This window comes from Pedobacter terrae, from assembly GCF_900100705.1.
Classification (GTDB): Bacteria; Bacteroidota; Bacteroidia; order Sphingobacteriales; family Sphingobacteriaceae; genus Pedobacter; species Pedobacter terrae.
This window is the reverse complement of record NZ_FNCH01000001.1, coordinates 574,004-589,618: the sequence shown is the minus strand read 5'-3', so window position 1 is coordinate 589,618 and position 15,615 is coordinate 574,004. Positions and strand designations below refer to the sequence as shown.

Genomic DNA, 15,615 nt, shown 5'->3' with positions numbered 1-15,615 from the left:
TTAAAATAAGTAACTGAAAATGAGCAATGTATTTTAGTGGTTCAGTTGATAAATAAAACTTTTCATATAAAATTAACGCTTAAAATTCTAAGTTTGCGCTACCTATCTAAATATGATGATGAAAAATACAAGCGTTCTGGGTTTAGGCCTGCTATTCACAGTAATATCTTTTAGCACTGCAAATGCTCAATTTGGCGGTTTAAAAGACAAATTATTAAAAATCGGCACTGTGCAGGGTGCAAAGGCTTTAGGAGTAGACAAGTTTTTGAAACAGCCTGCGGCCATTACCACGAATTTTGAGGATGTAAGCAGGGAAGGTGAAAAAATGCCTGATTTTATTACATCTTTAAATTTAAAAGCTCAACCCTTGTATCTATTACCTAAAAATCCAGAGGGCGGTTTTGTGCTTTGTGAGGGACTTTATGAGATGACCAATAAAAGTTATTGCTTAATGGCCGGAACTTTCGCGCCATCCAAAGGCGATGGCTACATGTTTGCTCCGGTGTTAGGCCCGAAAGAAGAGATTGTGGTTGCTGTTTTGAAAAGTGCAGAGAAACACCCCGAAGTAGAACAGCATGATATACAAGCATTACTCTGGACGATTATAGCCAAAACAAAATTTGTTGATTACAACGGGCAAGTTAAAGTAACTGCCCTTAAACTATTAACACCTAAACAACTTACACAGTTAGAAGGTGGCGCCCTGGGTATTTTGCCTTTCGATGTCATGGAAAAGGCGAAAGACCAATTGCCATCAGGCGTGAGGGCTGTTTTTGAGGCAGAAAATAATATCCGTCAGTTAGTGTCTTCCGGTAATTATACTTATGCCGAGATGGAGAAGTATGCTATCATTGCAGGAATGGCTCCGCCAAGAAGCGATGTACCAAGCGGCATTTGGACTAAACATCCTGACGGTTATTATGTGCGTTATTTCCCTTCAGGTTATTCAGTTACCAAAGTACAGGTATATGTACCAAAAGAATTGCTAGCAAACGGGAACAGGCTCGTTTATGATGCAGCAGGAGACATTGCTTGCCCTGCGAATACAGGTTCGCAACGTTTAGCACAGACCAATGAACCATTGGAGGCAAATTATTCTTTGAAGTTAATTACGGTTTGTAATCCGAAATAGATTTTAGTCCTATAAGGTTTCAGAAACCTTATAGGACTATAGAAAACTTTAGCTTAACGCCTGCGCTAAATCGGCAATAATATCATCCACATGCTCTAATCCAACAGAGATTCGGAGCAGATTTTTAGGTGTTTTGCTATCAGGACCCTCTACTGAATAACGGTGTTCGATTAAACTTTCTACGCCGCCTAAACTGGTAGCCTGTGCAAACAATTTAACTTTATTGACCACTTTATGAGCGGCTGCTACATCGCCTTTAACTAAAAACGACATCATCCCGCTAAAATCTTTCATCTGTTTTTTAGCAATTTCATGCTGTGGATGACTTTCTAATCCCGGATAAAATACAGCTTCAACATTTGGATGGTTATTTAAATAATCAGCTACCATCTTTCCATTTTCACAATGGCCTTTCATACGATAGGCCAGGGTTTTTATGCTCCTTGTCAACAGAAAACAATCAAATGGAGCGGGAACTGCTCCACCAGTTTGCTGGATATTTTTGATTTTGTCCCACAGTTCGTCCTTTTTAGCTGTCACTAAAATACCACCCAATACATCGCTATGGCCGCCAAGGTATTTTGTACTGCTATGCATCACGATGTCTGCTCCCAATAGAATCGGATTTTGTAAAATGGGAGAAGCAAATGTACTATCGCACACCAATGCAATACTTTTAGCTTTAGCAATTTTGGCAATCTCTTCAATATCGGTAACCTTTAATAGTGGATTGGATGGTGTCTCGATCCAAATCAGTTGGGTATGGGGTTTAATACTCGATTTTATCAGATCTAAATCGGTCTGATCAATAAAGTCAAACTCCAGACTATCGTTAAAAATAGTCAGTAATTGTTTTTTAATGCCCCAATACATATCATCCGGTGCAATAATATGGCTGCCGGGTTTCAAAGCCTGAAATAAAGCCAAACCACAGGTATTACCAGAGGAAAAGGCTGCCGCATCTTCGCCATATTCCAATTTAGCTACAGTGTTTTCTAAAGCAGACCGGTTTGGATTGCTTACCCGACTATACATGTGTCCGCCAGGATAACCACCGTCTTCATCACGAAAAAATGTAGTAGATAGATTAATTGGCGGTGTAACATCACCTGTATTGATTTTTACAAGATTAGCGGCGTGAATAGCAAGGGTTTCTGGTTTCATGATAAAGGATTTTGAACAAAGTGATCTCGGGATGCAATTTAATAATTTGGCGCTAATTTAAGGTTCGTAACGGTTTTGGCAAGATTTATGTAACAAGTTTGACAAAATTAAAATTACATAGGAAATGAAAAGATTATTTATAGCTATCGCAATTGCATGTTCCACGTTAGTAATGTTACAAAGTTGTAATACGGCAAAAAGAGTAACTGCAGGCGTAACCGGTAGCAGAGGTACAGTTGTTCGCGAGTGGGTAGTAAGTAATGTAGCTTTAGAAGGCTTGCCTGATGGCGCTGTTCAGGGATTATTTGGAGAAAAATCTTACAAATGTTTCGAGGGAAGTACATGGAACTTAACCAATAGCGGTAATGGTTCTTACACTTTACCTGCATCAAGCGCTTGTGGTTCGGTAATGCAAACCATTTTCTGGTCAGCTGCACCAAAAGATCAAACCTTCCAGTTTAAAAAAATCTATGAAGGTGATAAAGCTAAAAACGTAACAGAGGGCTACCGTTTGATATTAACTGATCTTTCGAGCACACAAATGATTTTGAAATCGCCAATCGAATTTGGTGGTAAAACTGCAAATATCGTATTAACTTTTACGCCTGCTGCAAGATAAATCTAACACTGAAAAACATACCCGAGAGCACTTCTGAAAAGAGGTGCTTTTTTTATGCTGATGGTTTGCTTCTAAGACAGTGAATTGTACCCAAGAACTTTTCTATGATAGTTTGAGATAGCTTTGTGACGCTGAGCGGAGTCTAAGGGCTTTATTTATTAATTATCGTAAGACAAAAATTTAGTCCATTTACTTCATTGCATACTTAACACTCTGAAAATTAGTCTAGTTAGATCTCTCCTCGCCTGTACGGGCAGGCATTCCATTGCGTTTCAGTCCAGATGACGAAGTTAGTTAAGGTTTATAAAAATAAAGTATTAAATCTGTGTTTATCTGTTTTGATCCGTGGTTCATTAATTCACTCCACATTCAAAAACCGCGGTTTGTTACAAGAAAATGATTTTCAAATCGGCTCATTGTTGTATTTTTGTTCAAAATAAATCAGGAATGAATACAACTGAGCAAGTTGAAAAAATATTAGCTGATACCAATTTATCAACTGAATTACAAAACATAGCACACAAAGTTCTTTACGGAGAGCGCATTACATTTGATGAAGGTGTGTATCTTTATGAACATGCAGAACTGGGCTACCTTGGCGTTCTAGCCAACTTTATACGCGAACAAAAACACGGCGACAAAACTTATTTCAACCGAAATTTCCATTTAGAGCCTACGAATCTTTGTGTTTACGATTGCAAATTTTGTTCTTACTCCCGTTTAATCAAGCAAAAAGAAGAAGGCTGGGCTTTAACGATGGAGCAAATGCTAGATATTGTTAAAAAATACGATGGTGAACCGGTAACGGAGGTACATATTGTAGGAGGGGTGCTTCCACAATATGATGTGGCATTTTATTCGGCCTTGTTTACTGCTATTAAACAACATCGTCCGGATTTACATGTGAAAGCCTTAACACCTGTAGAATACCATTACATTTTCAAAAAAGCTAAGATTGATTACGCAACCGGTATGCGTTTGATGAAAGAAGCAGGTCTGGAATCGATACCAGGTGGAGGGGCAGAGATTTTTCATCCAGAAATAAGAGAGCAGATTGCCAAAGATAAATGTACCGGTCAGCAGTGGTTAGATATACATGAAGAATGGCACAAACTGGGCATGCGCAGTAATGCAACCATGCTTTATGGCCATATCGAAAAATATTGGCACCGCGTAGATCACATGGAAAAGCTCCGCGAACTGCAGGACCGTACCGGTGGTTTCCAAACTTTTATTCCTTTAAAATTCAGAAATCAGCATAACCAGATGAGCAATGTACCTGAATCTTCAGTAATTGAAGATTTAAGAAATTACGCCATTGCCCGGATTTATATGGATAACTTCGATCATATTAAAGCCTATTGGGCGATGATCAGTCGCGAAACAGCACAGTTATCCTTAAACTATGGTGTTGATGATATTGACGGAACTTTAGATGATACCACCAAAATTTATTCGATGGCCGGTGCTGAAGAGCAAACGCCTGCAATGACTACGAAAGAATTGGTTGAACTGATCAAACAAGTAGGGAGAAAAGCAATAGAACGCGATACTTTATACAACGTAGTTACGGATTTTGAAAACGTTGTTTTTGAGGAAGAGAAAAAACCACAATACTATAAACTACCGGTGGTGAATTAAGATGAATGATAGAATGAGGAAATGATTGAGTGTTTAGAATAACGGGGTTAGATTTACATTCAATCATTCAAAACGCACTCATTCAATAACTTATATATGAAAGAAATATACATCATACGCCACGGCGAAACGGAACTTAACAGACAAGGCATAGTACAGGGCAGAGGTATAGATTCTGATCTAAATGATTTAGGAAGGGCACAAGCCGAGGCTTTTTATCAAAAATACAAGGATGTTCCTTTCGATAAGATTTACACATCAGATTTAAAACGTACCTGGCAAACGGTGCAGAAGTTCATTGATGCCAAATTGCCCTGGGAAAAACTTTCGGGATTAGATGAGCTGGCATGGGGCATTTGGGAAGGAAAACCAAATACTGAAGATGCGCGTGAGGCTTTTCGGGAGATGTTGCAAAGCTGGGAAAATGGAGATTATACCGCTCATTTTGAAGGTGGCGAAAGCGTGCAGGATGTTTACGAACGTTTAAAACAACCGATGGAAGTTTTGATGACCCGTCCTGAAGAAAAAACGGTACTGCTTTGTATGCATGGTAGGGCAATGCGGGTTTTCTTGTGCTTATTGTTGGGCAGACCATTAAGCGAAATGACCGAATTTCCACATCAGAATACCGTGCTTTATAAAATGGGTTTTGAAGATGGTAAGTTTACTGTACTCGAGTTTAATAGTGCCGTGCATTTAGATGGTTTAGTGGCTGGATAACTTTATCAGTTCGTCATCCTGAACTTGTTTCAGGATCTGTTGGCAAGATAAAGGGATTTATATAATGGTTCGTGAGGACACGAACCATGGCGGAAGCCGTCCGTTTAGACGGTTTAGTAATTTAATAATACGCTTAACGCGAAGCGCAAAACATAACAACTTGAATAAGATTAAAATATCGGCTGTTGCCTATACCAATACTAAAGCTTTTATATACGGATTAGAACATTCGGATATTATCAATAAAATTGATTTAAGCTTAGATATTCCTTCAGATTGCGCGGCCAAAGTTATTAATGGTCAGGCCGATATCGGTTTAATGCCAGTAGCAGCCATTCCCTTGGTTCCAAATGCCAACATTGTAGCCGATTATTGTATAGGAAGTGATGGCGGCGTAAATTCTGTGTTTATTTTTAGTGAAGTTCCAGCCCAGGAAATTAAAACGGTGAGGCTGGATGCCCACTCGCGTACCTCCAATAATTTAGCGAAAGTATTGCTGAAGTTCCATTGGAAAACAGAAGTGGAATTCACAACTGATCCTGACGCAAAAACAGATGCTTTTGTTTTGATCGGCGATAGGACCTTTGGAAAGAAAGATGATTTTGATTATGCTTATGATATGGGAGCGGAATGGAAAAAATTTACTGGTTTACCATTCATGTATGCAGCCTGGGTAGCCAATAAAGAAATTTCGCAAGAATTTAAAGATGAGTTTAATGCCGCTTTAAAATTTGGCTTAAACCATAGAAAAGAGGTTTTACAGGAGTTACCAGCATCACCTAACTTCGATCTGGAAGATTATTTATATCATAAATTGCAATTTGATGTTACAGAAGATAGAAAGAAAGCTTTGGATCTGTTTTTGGGATATATTGAACAGCTGTAAATAATTTATTCTGTAGATTCGTCATTCCCAACTTGATTGGGAATCCTAATGCATTTTAAAGGCTTTAAGATTCCTGTATTCGCGGGAATGACGATAAACATTTTGATTAATGCGATTTCATTTTCCCGGCCACTTTTTCCAGTGCACTTTTCAGCTTGGTTAAAGCACCTGTAATGGCTAAATCGTAGGTATTACCCATATTAGTAACGGCTAAAGGTTCTTTTCCGGTTATTCTGGCCTCTAACAAACATCTTTTGTCGTCTAAACCCTCTTTACTGCCATTTTCATCAGATAAATGTACCTCCAGACGCGTGATTAAATCGCTATATCTGCTCAAACCTTCATTTAACTGTGTTTGAATTTTTTCGTCGTATTCCTGGTGTATGGTTAAATTTTTGTCGGTATTCAGTTGGATCGTCATAATTAAAAATATTAGGTTAAATTATATAAACGTAACACACAACTATAAGAAACGTTTTTAATTAGTGTTAAATTTATACAACCGGTTATAACAGATCATTGTACCTATCACTTCCAAATAGTGGTTAATTGTTTAAACTGTATAAACTGGTTAACTGCTGAAGGAAGAAAATTATTATGCAGCTGGCTTAAAACAGACCATTGTACCTAAACCTGATAGGAGCGGGCACGGAGTGTAACGAAGTAAAGCGGATAACAGGACCACATACCCCGAAACGCACAGCACCCTTCATTTTCCAAATAGTGGTTAATTGTTTAAACTGTATAAACTGGTTAACTGCTGAAGGAAGAAAATTATTATGCAGCTGGCTTAGACAGACCTTTGTACCTAAACCTGGTAGGAGCGGGCACGGAGTGTAACGAAGTAAAGCGGATAACAGGACTACATACGCCCAAACGCACAGAACCCTTCATTTCCAAATAGCGGTTAACTGTTTAAATTGTTATCACCGGTTAATTGTGATACCCTACGATTAACCACCTCTTTTAAACAATCTTTCAACTTTTCAACAAAACAGTTGTAAAATACTTATTCGTGTTATCTTTATGGCTTTTGTAAACTCATTTCAGTTTTGGCTAAAGACACAAATAAAGAAACCCCGTTAATGCAGCAGTACAACGCGATAAAAGCGAAGTATCCGGGCGCACTTTTACTATTTAGGGTTGGCGATTTTTATGAAACCTTTGGCGAAGATGCCATTAAAACGGCACAGATTTTAGGCATTGTATTAACCAGAAGAGGGACCGGCCCTAATGGAGGTGCTTTAGAGCTGGCTGGTTTTCCACACCACTCTTTGGATAACTATTTATCTAAACTGGTTAGGGCAGGGCAGCGCGTGGCCATTTGCGATCAGCTTGAAGATCCTAAAACGACTAAAACCATCGTAAAACGTGGTGTTACCGAATTGGTTACACCGGGTGTGGCTTATGGCGATAACATTGTAAACCAGAAATCGAACAATTTCCTGGCCTGCGTTTTCTTCGATAAAACACAATTGGGCGTTTCATTTTTAGATATCTCGACAGGTGAGTTCCTGATTGCACAAGGAAACAGCGATTATATCGATAAACTTTTACAAGGCTTTAAGCCAACAGAAGTTATTTTTCAGAAATCAAAGCGACAAGTTTTTACCGAAAACTTCGGCGACCGTTTTTACACTTTTGGTTTAGATGAATGGCCTTTTACCACTGATTTCGGAAACGAAACCCTGATGAAACATTTTGAAGTGTCTTCATTAAAAGGTTTTGGGGTAGAGCGTTTACAAAGTGGAATTGTTGCCGCCGGTGTTATTTTACACTATTTAGGTGAAACAGAACACCGCAATCTACAGCACATTACCTCGATTAGCCGTATAGAGGAAGACCGCTATATGTGGTTAGACCGTTTTACCATCCGCAACCTGGAATTGGTGAATTCGCCTAACGATAATGCTGTAACCCTTTTCGATATCCTGGATCATACCTGTACCCCGATGGGTGCGCGTTTGTTGCAGAAGTGGATTATTATGCCACTGAAAGAGTTGAAACCTATCCAGGAGCGTCTGGGAATGGTAGAATACTTTGTATCTAACGAAACGCTACAGGAAGAATTTCTTTCCCACATTAAACAGATAGGCGATTTAGAACGCTTGATTTCCAAAGTAGGTTTGCAACGGGTTGGTCCGAGGGAACTGGTTGCTTTAAAACGTGCACTTTATCATATTGAGGCTGTTAAAAAACTGGCTGCAGAATCTAAAAATCCTTTCCTAATTAAGATAGCGGATCAGTTAAATCCTTGTTTGGCCATCCGCGAAAGGATAGAAAGGGAATTGCAGGCCGAGCCACCGGCATTGCTGATTAAAGGAAATGTAATTGCCGATGGGGTTGACGAAGATTTAGACCGTTTGCGTAAAATTGCTTTTGGTGGCAAAGATTACCTGGTTCAGATCCAAAAGCGAGAAGCAGAAGCAACAGGTATTCCATCGCTAAAAATCGCCTTTAATAATGTTTTCGGTTACTATTTAGAAGTTACCCATACCCATAAAGATAAAGTACCGGAAGGCTGGATTCGTAAACAGACTTTGGTAAATGCCGAAAGGTACATTACACCAGAACTGAAAGAATACGAAGATCAGATTTTAGGTGCGGAAGAAAAAATACAGGCCATCGAAATCCGTTTGTACAACGAACTGATGTACGAAACCGCCAGCTACATCAAACCAATCCAGCTTGATTCTTATTTAATTGCTCAACTTGATTGTTTATTGTGTTTTGCGCAGTTGGCGGCTAAAAACCATTATAACAAGCCAAAAGTTACGGAAAATAAAGTGCTTGATATTAAAGGTGGCCGCCACCCGGTAATAGAAAAACAATTGCCTGTGGGCACAGAATACATTACCAACGATGTATATCTCGATACGGATAGTCAGCAGATTATTATGATCACCGGTCCCAATATGGCAGGTAAGTCGGCCATTTTAAGGCAAACTGCACTGATTGTATTGATGGCACAAATGGGTTCTTTTGTTCCGGCAAAAGATGCAGAGGTAGGTATAGTAGATAAGATTTTTACCCGTGTAGGGGCATCAGATAATATTTCTTCAGGAGAAAGTACATTCATGGTAGAAATGAATGAAACCGCAAGTATTCTGAACAATATTTCAGACGATAGCCTGATCTTATTGGATGAAATTGGTCGCGGAACGAGTACATACGATGGTATCTCAATTGCCTGGGCCATTGCCGAATTTTTACATCAGCACCCAACAGCACGACCAAAAACCTTATTCGCTACCCACTACCACGAGCTAAATGAACTGGCCAACACCATGCCACGGATTAAAAACTTCAATGTATCGGTAAAAGAAATGACCAATAAGGTGATTTTCTTACGGAAACTGGTGCCTGGCGGCAGTGAACATAGCTTTGGTATACATGTGGCGAAAATGGCCGGTATGCCAACCAAGTTAATAGGCCGTGCGAACGAGATTCTGAAAAAACTGGAAATAGACCGTACAGAAGGACAGAGCATAAAAGACAGTATAAAAAAAGTTCAGAACCAGGCTTACCAGTTACAGATGTTCGCTATTGACGATCCAATTTTGGTAAAAATTCGTGATACGCTAAATAATTTAGATGTAAATGCGTTAACACCTGTAGAAGCTTTGTTAAAACTGGATGAAATACAACGATTGATTAAGAATTAAGAAGGGTTAGCGGTTAGGGGGTAAGTTTTAAAGACAAACATTTTAACCGCTAATACATTAACATCATATTTATGCAGCTCACCTTAAACCATACGCCTTTTACCGTCCGCCTGAAAACAAACTTATTCTTTTTAGTAGCTATCATATTCTTCCTCTCTTCTTGCGGTACCAGAAAATACACCGTTAAAAGTGATACGAAGGCAGCAAAAGCGGCTGACGCCATGGCCAATTTACAAAGCAAATCGCTCTATCGTTTCATTACCGATTGGACAGGTGTAAAATACCGTTTTGGAGGCTTAGATAAAGGTGGGATTGATTGTTCTGGCTTCGCTTTTTTACTGGAGAAAGAAATATATGGGGTAACGCTACCACGAATTTCGCGGGATCAGGCAAATATGGTGAAACATAAAAATATTGAGAGGCTGAAAGAAGGCGACCTGGTGTTTTTTTCCTTCGGCGGAAATGACGTAGACCATGTTGGCGTTTACCTCAATAACGGTTTTTTTGTACATGCAAGCACTACCAGGGGAGTGATTGTTGATGACTTAAATTTACCTGCTTATCAACGTGTGCTGGTTAAATCTGGATCGGTGAATTGATATATGTCGTCATTTCGACTGGAGTGCAACGGAATGCCTGCCCGTACCGGCGGGGAGAAAACTTTAATACAGGTTCTTAATTACCGACCTATCCATGAATCTCAAAGGCTTAGCAGGCTTCGTTAAGATTCCCGCCTGCGCGGGAATGACGAACAACTGTTTAGATCACGGATGGTAAAACAAAAAACCACTACAAATTTCATTGTCCACTTATGCGTCTGTTTCTCCTAATCTGCTTATCTTTAATTACTTATTCTGTTAATGCACAGGTAAAGCTACTCAAATTAGATGATTTGGATAAACGTATGGCCAACGGAAAAGATACTACATACGTGATTAACTTTTGGGCAACCTGGTGCTCCCCGTGTGTAGCTGAGTTGCCGAACTTTGAGAAACTAAGATTAGCCAACTTAAAAAAGCCGGTGAAGGTAATTTTGGTGAGCTTGGATTTTAAATCAAAATTACAAAAAACAGTGATTCCATTTGTACAGCAGAACAGCATTAATGCTGAGGTGTTTCTCTTAAACGAACCGGATCAGCAACAATATACAGAACGAATCGACAAAAAATGGTCGGGTGCTATTCCTGCTACCTTATTTGTAAATAAGAAAAAGAGACAGTTTTATGAGAAAGCGTTTACAGAGAATGAACTTAATATGGCTTTGTTAAACTTTAAATAAATGAATCTGTTAAATGTTTAAGAGGCTAAATATAACTTAGCCACCATTGCTTGTGTGTCTGCTTGTATTTTTTAAACCATCGGCAAGGAAGATATAGGGACGCCACTACACAAAACCATATTAAATAAACAAAGGGCAAACCAAAGCCAAATGTAGCTGGCCTAAACCAGAACGGAATTTGTACGATATCCTTGCTCGTGTACCCTGCGGCAAAAAATAGAACTACAAGTAGGGCATGAAGCAGATAAAAGTGCAGTACATAATAAAAGAAAGGTACAGCGCCATATACAGCCGTTATCCTGGTAAACCAGTTATTCAGGTTTTCGGTTAAAGCTAAAAACAGGATAGCCGGACCTAAAGTCAATGCGGCATATTGTAGTGACGGTGGATATTTGCTCACATTAAAAAAAGCAAGTACATTTTTAAAGAAATCTTGATATTCTTTTCTTGGGGCAGGATCGCCATATACGTTGATTAATCTCAGGAAGATAAACAAACCTATCGTAAATAAGCCTAGAAACAGTAAATTTCGTTGCCTGCGTTCGGCGGCATAACCTTTTTTATACCATGCACCAAACCCATAACCTAAAAACATGATTCCTGTCCATGGGAGGATGGCATAAAAAATACCGACCAAATGATTGCCGGATAGTGGTACAACTGTTCCGGATGCGGTAAAGAAAATTTTTAGGATCAAACCACCGTCCGGATCTGCCGGAGCAGGAAATAAATTAAAAAGATTATGTCCGAAAACCAAAATTAAGCCTATCATAAGTACGCTTTTTGTTGAAATACGGCTAACCAATGCTAAAAATAGCATACTCCAGCCAATGGCCCAGATCACCTGAAGGATAATAAAATGGTATAATGGATTAAACGTTAAGCCTAGGGTAATCACTATAATTTCAACCAATATTAACCACAAGCCTCTTTTTAACAAAAAGTTAGACCCCTCGGTTGCCGTTTTATGCTGTGCAGATAAATAAGCAGATAAACCCGATAAAAAAACAAAGGTTGGTGCACAGAAATGTGTAATCCACCGGGTAAAAAATAATATCCCTGTGGTGGTTTCAGGGTTTAACGGATCGGCTGTCATGGCACCTATATGAAAGAAATCTCTGGTATGATCCAATGCCATAATAATCATCACTAACCCGCGAAGAATATCAATAGATAAAATACGTTTAGACAGTGAAACGTGATCAGCATCCATAAAAATCAGGTTTGGTTGTTTAAATATATTATTTTATATCCATAATCAATCACCTTATCAAAAGAACACAAGCTGAATTTATTCTAAATATTGCATAAGAAAATCGATTTAGGAATAGTTAAATTGACCATCATGATTTTGATGTTCGAAAAATAATCCTAATATTTGTTAAGGACTAACCGAATAATATGCCAGCGCTGCAAGTGATGTGAATCCATACTGTATCGGGGGTCTTCAATAAAAATTAAACCAAAATATCATCATAATCATAATGAAAAGAAGAACATTTATACAAAACACAGGCTTGTTAGGGGCAGGAGTGGTTGCATCAAAATTTTCTTTCGCAGCTAATCTGGCACCAGAATTTCCTGTGGTACGTGTAGCTGCTGCGAAAAGACATTTTCAAAGTAAGGCGGTAGACGCTGCCATTAAAACTTTCCAGGCAAATGTTAAAAATCCTGAATTGGCCTGGCTGTTTGAAAACTGTTTCCCAAATACTTTAGATACCACGGTTTATCATGGTGAGAAAGACGGCAGACCTGATACTTACGTAATTACTGGCGATATTGATGCCATGTGGTTACGCGATAGTTCAGCCCAGGTTTGGCCTTACCTGCAATTTGTAAATGAAGATGAGCCACTAAAAAAACTAATTGCCGGGGTAATCATCCATCAGACCAAATGCATTTTAAAAGATCCGTATGCCAATGCTTTTTATGGCGATGCCAATAAAGTAGGCGAGTGGAAAACCGATAAAACCGATATGCAGCCAGGTGTGCATGAGCGCAAGTGGGAAATCGATTCCCTGTGTTACCCAATCCGCCTGGCTTATCACTATTGGAAAAAAACAGGCGATAAAACACCATTCGATGCCAATTGGAAAAAAGGAATTGAAGCTACTTTAAAAACTTTTAAAGAGCAACAACGCAAAACAGATAAAGGACCATACCATTTCCAGCGGGAAACCACACAACCTACTGATTCATTACCCATGGCGGGATATGGTTTTCCGGTAAACCCGGTTGGTTTAATTTGTTCTGCATTTCGTCCGAGTGATGATGCTACTATTTTTCCTTTCCTTGTTCCATCTAACTTCTTTGCCGTATCTAGCTTAAAACAGGCAGCAGAAATGATTAAAGCCCTAAACAGCGACAAGGCTTTAGAAAGTAACTTGTTAAATCTTGCTGATGAGGTAAATGCTGCACTTCAGAAACATGCTGTTGTAAACCATCCAAAATATGGCAAAATTTACGCTTTCGAGGTGGATGGTTTTGGCAGTTCGTATTTAATGGATGATTCGAATGTGCCGAGTTTATTAGGCTTGCCTTATCTGGGTGCCATGAAAGTTGAAGATCCGATTTATCAGAACACCAGGAAATTTGCGCTTTCTAAAGATAATCCTTATTTCTTTAAAGGTACTGCGGCAGAAGGCATTGGCGGTCCGCATGCGGGTCAGGACATGATCTGGCCGATGAGCATCACCATGCGTGCATTAACTTCTAAAGATGATGCAGAGATTAAATATTGTATAGATACTTTGCGTAAAACGCATGCAGGTAAAGGTTTTATGCACGAATCTTTCAATAAAGATAATCCTGCCAACTTTACCAGGGCTTGGTTTGCCTGGTCTAACACCTTATTTGGTGAGTTGCTTTGGAGAACCTATCATGAAAAACCAGCTTTGTTAAAAGCATAACCATTAACAGCCATATTGATCAGTATTTATAAGGGATTTTATTCTATTCCTTAACTGATCAATATGGATTCTTATTTTATAGCATTAACTGACGCTATACCTGTATTAATATCCAATTTACCCTTAATTAAGCCGATTTATGTAAAACACATGTCAGAACAGGAGGCCTGAGTTTTTTATCAGTCAAAATATTTGTAATTTGCTCAAAAATCATCGAGTCTTGCTACATTCCGATCAAATCATCCTTACCAACATAGAAGCCATAAATAAAATTCCCGCAGTCGCACATATTTTAGAAATTGTTTGCAGAACTACCGGAATGGGCTTTTCGGCAGTGGCCAGAGTAACGTCTGATACCTGGACAGTTTGCGCGGTTCGCGATGAAATAAATTTTGGAATAGCTGTAGGGGGTGAGCTTAAACTGGAGACGACAATCTGTAATGAGATCAGACAACATAAACAGGCCGTTATCATTGATCATGTGGCTGAAGACCCCGATTTTGCACATCACCATACACCATCAATGTACGGTTTTCAAAGCTATATCTCCGTGCCGATCATACTAAAAAACGGCACGTTTTTCGGTACACTTTGTGCCATTGACCCCAAACCGGCTAAACTGAAAAATCCAACAATAACTGGTATGTTTACCATGTTTGCTGACCTGATTGCCTTTCATTTAGATGCACTGGAAGAACTGGCTAAAACAGAAAGAGAATTAAAAAAAGAACAAGAAATAGCTGTTTTAAGAGATCAGTTTATTGCTATTTTGGGTCACGATTTACGAAATCCACTAAATGCGATATCGAATAGTACACAGCTTTTATCGCGGTCGAATTTAGATGAACGTACCGGTCGTATTATTAAAATTATCAGAGATTCATCATTTAGAATGAATGGTCTGATTGAAAATATGCTCGACTTTGCCAGCGGGCGTTTAGGTGGGGGAATTACACTCAGTAGAACAGCAGATGAAGATTTGGAGAGGCTATTGTTCCAGGTGATAGAAGAATTGCAGGCCATTTGGCCATTAAGGGATATTAAGGTGAATTTTAGTTTTGATCATCCTGTTCATGCAGACGGAAAACGTGTGGCACAGCTTTTTTCTAATTTATTGGCTAATGCTTTAAATTATTCTCCATCAGATTCTACAGTTTTAATTACTGCTTTTAGCAGCGAAAAGGAGTTTAATCTTTGTGTAACCAATCAAGGGAAACAAATTCCGGATGCTGCAATGGAGCGCCTTTTTCAGCCATTTTCGAGGGGAGAAGTAGAACCCAGTCAAAAAGGCTTAGGTTTAGGTCTCTATATTGCCTCAGAAATTGCCAACGCACACGATGGTACCCTGGATGTATCTTCTACGCCTGAACAAACTTGTTTCACTTTAAATATACCTTTTACACATGACAATTTTAAGTGATAGTTTGCCTACTTCTACACTATTGGAACTGAAAGCTGGCGATGCAATTACCAATGAAAAGCAATCTGGCATCATTCAAAATGTGGAAATCAGCGAAACAGACGAGTTTTTAATGTTCCGTTTTGTATTGGCTCATGGCGAAATCGAAGTAAGAAAACTTAAACAGGTTTGTTAACTCCG

Annotated in this window: 14 protein-coding genes; 11 read left to right on the top strand and 3 right to left on the bottom strand. The window is 39.0% G+C overall.

Annotated elements, in window-relative coordinates:
* The first annotated feature begins 112 nt into the window (after nt 1-112).
* Nucleotides 113-1,132, top strand: a complete 1,020-nt coding sequence (locus tag BLR60_RS02540; protein WP_143009011.1) for a hypothetical protein — start codon at nt 113-115, stop codon at nt 1,130-1,132.
* Nucleotides 1,133-1,180: 48 nt separating this feature from the next.
* On the opposite strand, the gene BLR60_RS02535 is transcribed toward BLR60_RS02540, so the two are convergent.
* Nucleotides 1,181-2,296 carry a trans-sulfuration enzyme family protein gene (locus BLR60_RS02535; protein WP_090496474.1) on the bottom strand — a complete coding sequence of 372 codons (1,116 nt, stop codon included), beginning with the start codon at nt 2,294-2,296 and terminating at the stop codon, nt 1,181-1,183.
* Nucleotides 2,297-2,420: 124 nt separating this feature from the next.
* Between BLR60_RS02535 and BLR60_RS02530 the strand changes: the two genes are divergently transcribed.
* From BLR60_RS02530 to BLR60_RS02515, 4 genes are all read left to right on the top strand, one after another.
* Complete coding sequence (locus tag BLR60_RS02530; RefSeq protein ID WP_244155569.1) at nt 2,421-2,915, top strand: hypothetical protein; 495 nt, start codon at nt 2,421-2,423, stop codon at nt 2,913-2,915.
* Nucleotides 2,916-3,362: 447 nt separating this feature from the next.
* Nucleotides 3,363-4,556 carry an aminofutalosine synthase MqnE gene (mqnE, locus tag BLR60_RS02525; RefSeq protein ID WP_090496472.1) on the top strand — a complete coding sequence of 398 codons (1,194 nt, stop codon included), beginning with the start codon at nt 3,363-3,365 and terminating at the stop codon, nt 4,554-4,556.
* A gap of 96 nt (nt 4,557-4,652) precedes the next feature.
* Nucleotides 4,653-5,276 carry a histidine phosphatase family protein gene (locus BLR60_RS02520; protein WP_090496471.1) on the top strand — a complete coding sequence of 208 codons (624 nt, stop codon included), beginning with the start codon at nt 4,653-4,655 and terminating at the stop codon, nt 5,274-5,276.
* Nucleotides 5,277-5,436: 160 nt separating this feature from the next.
* The gene (locus BLR60_RS02515) at nt 5,437-6,162 is read left to right on the top strand and encodes a menaquinone biosynthetic enzyme MqnA/MqnD family protein (RefSeq protein WP_090496470.1); all 726 of its coding nucleotides are present in this window, start codon (nt 5,437-5,439) and stop codon (nt 6,160-6,162) included.
* A 106-nt stretch (nt 6,163-6,268) separates the two neighbouring features.
* On the opposite strand, the gene BLR60_RS02510 is transcribed toward BLR60_RS02515, so the two are convergent.
* Complete coding sequence (locus BLR60_RS02510) at nt 6,269-6,583, bottom strand: HPF/RaiA family ribosome-associated protein (RefSeq protein ID WP_090496469.1); 315 nt, start codon at nt 6,581-6,583, stop codon at nt 6,269-6,271.
* 631 nt (nt 6,584-7,214) lie between these two features.
* Here BLR60_RS02510 and mutS point away from each other — a divergent pair.
* From mutS to BLR60_RS02495, 3 genes are all read left to right on the top strand, one after another.
* On the top strand, nt 7,215-9,827 hold the full coding sequence (gene mutS / locus BLR60_RS02505) for a DNA mismatch repair protein MutS (RefSeq protein ID WP_090496468.1): 2,613 nt from the start codon (nt 7,215-7,217) through the stop codon (nt 9,825-9,827).
* A gap of 71 nt (nt 9,828-9,898) precedes the next feature.
* Nucleotides 9,899-10,426: a C40 family peptidase gene (locus tag BLR60_RS02500; RefSeq protein WP_090496467.1), complete on the top strand. Its 528-nt coding sequence runs from the start codon at nt 9,899-9,901 to the stop codon at nt 10,424-10,426.
* A 212-nt stretch (nt 10,427-10,638) separates the two neighbouring features.
* A complete protein-coding gene (locus tag BLR60_RS02495; RefSeq protein ID WP_090496466.1) occupies nt 10,639-11,106 on the top strand; it encodes a TlpA disulfide reductase family protein in 468 nt (155 codons plus the stop codon).
* Between the two features lie 25 nt (nt 11,107-11,131).
* Here the strand turns inward: BLR60_RS02495 and BLR60_RS02490 are convergent, their stop codons facing one another.
* Nucleotides 11,132-12,319: an acetyltransferase domain-containing protein gene (locus tag BLR60_RS02490; protein ID WP_090496465.1), complete on the bottom strand. Its 1,188-nt coding sequence runs from the start codon at nt 12,317-12,319 to the stop codon at nt 11,132-11,134.
* Between the two features lie 271 nt (nt 12,320-12,590).
* Here BLR60_RS02490 and BLR60_RS02485 point away from each other — a divergent pair, with 271 nt between their 5' ends.
* The 3 genes from BLR60_RS02485 to BLR60_RS02475 all read left to right on the top strand — a co-directional run bounded on the left by BLR60_RS02485 (nt 12,591) and on the right by BLR60_RS02475 (nt 15,610).
* Nucleotides 12,591-14,015 carry a glycoside hydrolase family 125 protein gene (locus BLR60_RS02485; RefSeq protein WP_090496464.1) on the top strand — a complete coding sequence of 475 codons (1,425 nt, stop codon included), beginning with the start codon at nt 12,591-12,593 and terminating at the stop codon, nt 14,013-14,015.
* 220 nt (nt 14,016-14,235) lie between these two features.
* Nucleotides 14,236-15,435 carry a GAF domain-containing sensor histidine kinase gene (locus tag BLR60_RS02480; protein WP_244155568.1) on the top strand — a complete coding sequence of 400 codons (1,200 nt, stop codon included), beginning with the start codon at nt 14,236-14,238 and terminating at the stop codon, nt 15,433-15,435.
* Nucleotides 15,419-15,610 carry a hypothetical protein gene (locus tag BLR60_RS02475; protein WP_090496462.1) on the top strand — a complete coding sequence of 64 codons (192 nt, stop codon included), beginning with the start codon at nt 15,419-15,421 and terminating at the stop codon, nt 15,608-15,610. The genes BLR60_RS02480 and BLR60_RS02475 overlap by 17 nt, the downstream gene beginning before the upstream one ends.
* Nucleotides 15,611-15,615 lie beyond the last annotated feature (5 nt).

What these genes read in the sequence shown, in the direction of transcription:
- BLR60_RS02540 (WP_143009011.1), top strand. Translation starts at nt 113, where the DNA reads ATGATGATGAAAAATACAAGCGTTCTGGGTTTAGGCCTGCTATTCACA.
- BLR60_RS02535 (WP_090496474.1), bottom strand. Translation starts at nt 2,296, where the DNA reads ATGAAACCAGAAACCCTTGCTATTCACGCCGCTAATCTTGTAAAAATC.
- BLR60_RS02530 (WP_244155569.1), top strand. Translation starts at nt 2,421, where the DNA reads ATGAAAAGATTATTTATAGCTATCGCAATTGCATGTTCCACGTTAGTA.
- mqnE (WP_090496472.1), top strand. Translation starts at nt 3,363, where the DNA reads ATGAATACAACTGAGCAAGTTGAAAAAATATTAGCTGATACCAATTTA.
- BLR60_RS02520 (WP_090496471.1), top strand. Translation starts at nt 4,653, where the DNA reads ATGAAAGAAATATACATCATACGCCACGGCGAAACGGAACTTAACAGA.
- BLR60_RS02510 (WP_090496469.1), bottom strand. Translation starts at nt 6,583, where the DNA reads ATGACGATCCAACTGAATACCGACAAAAATTTAACCATACACCAGGAA.
- BLR60_RS02500 (WP_090496467.1), top strand. Translation starts at nt 9,899, where the DNA reads ATGCAGCTCACCTTAAACCATACGCCTTTTACCGTCCGCCTGAAAACA.
- BLR60_RS02495 (WP_090496466.1), top strand. Translation starts at nt 10,639, where the DNA reads ATGCGTCTGTTTCTCCTAATCTGCTTATCTTTAATTACTTATTCTGTT.
- BLR60_RS02490 (WP_090496465.1), bottom strand. Translation starts at nt 12,319, where the DNA reads ATGGATGCTGATCACGTTTCACTGTCTAAACGTATTTTATCTATTGAT.
- BLR60_RS02485 (WP_090496464.1), top strand. Translation starts at nt 12,591, where the DNA reads ATGAAAAGAAGAACATTTATACAAAACACAGGCTTGTTAGGGGCAGGA.
- BLR60_RS02475 (WP_090496462.1), top strand. Translation starts at nt 15,419, where the DNA reads ATGACAATTTTAAGTGATAGTTTGCCTACTTCTACACTATTGGAACTG.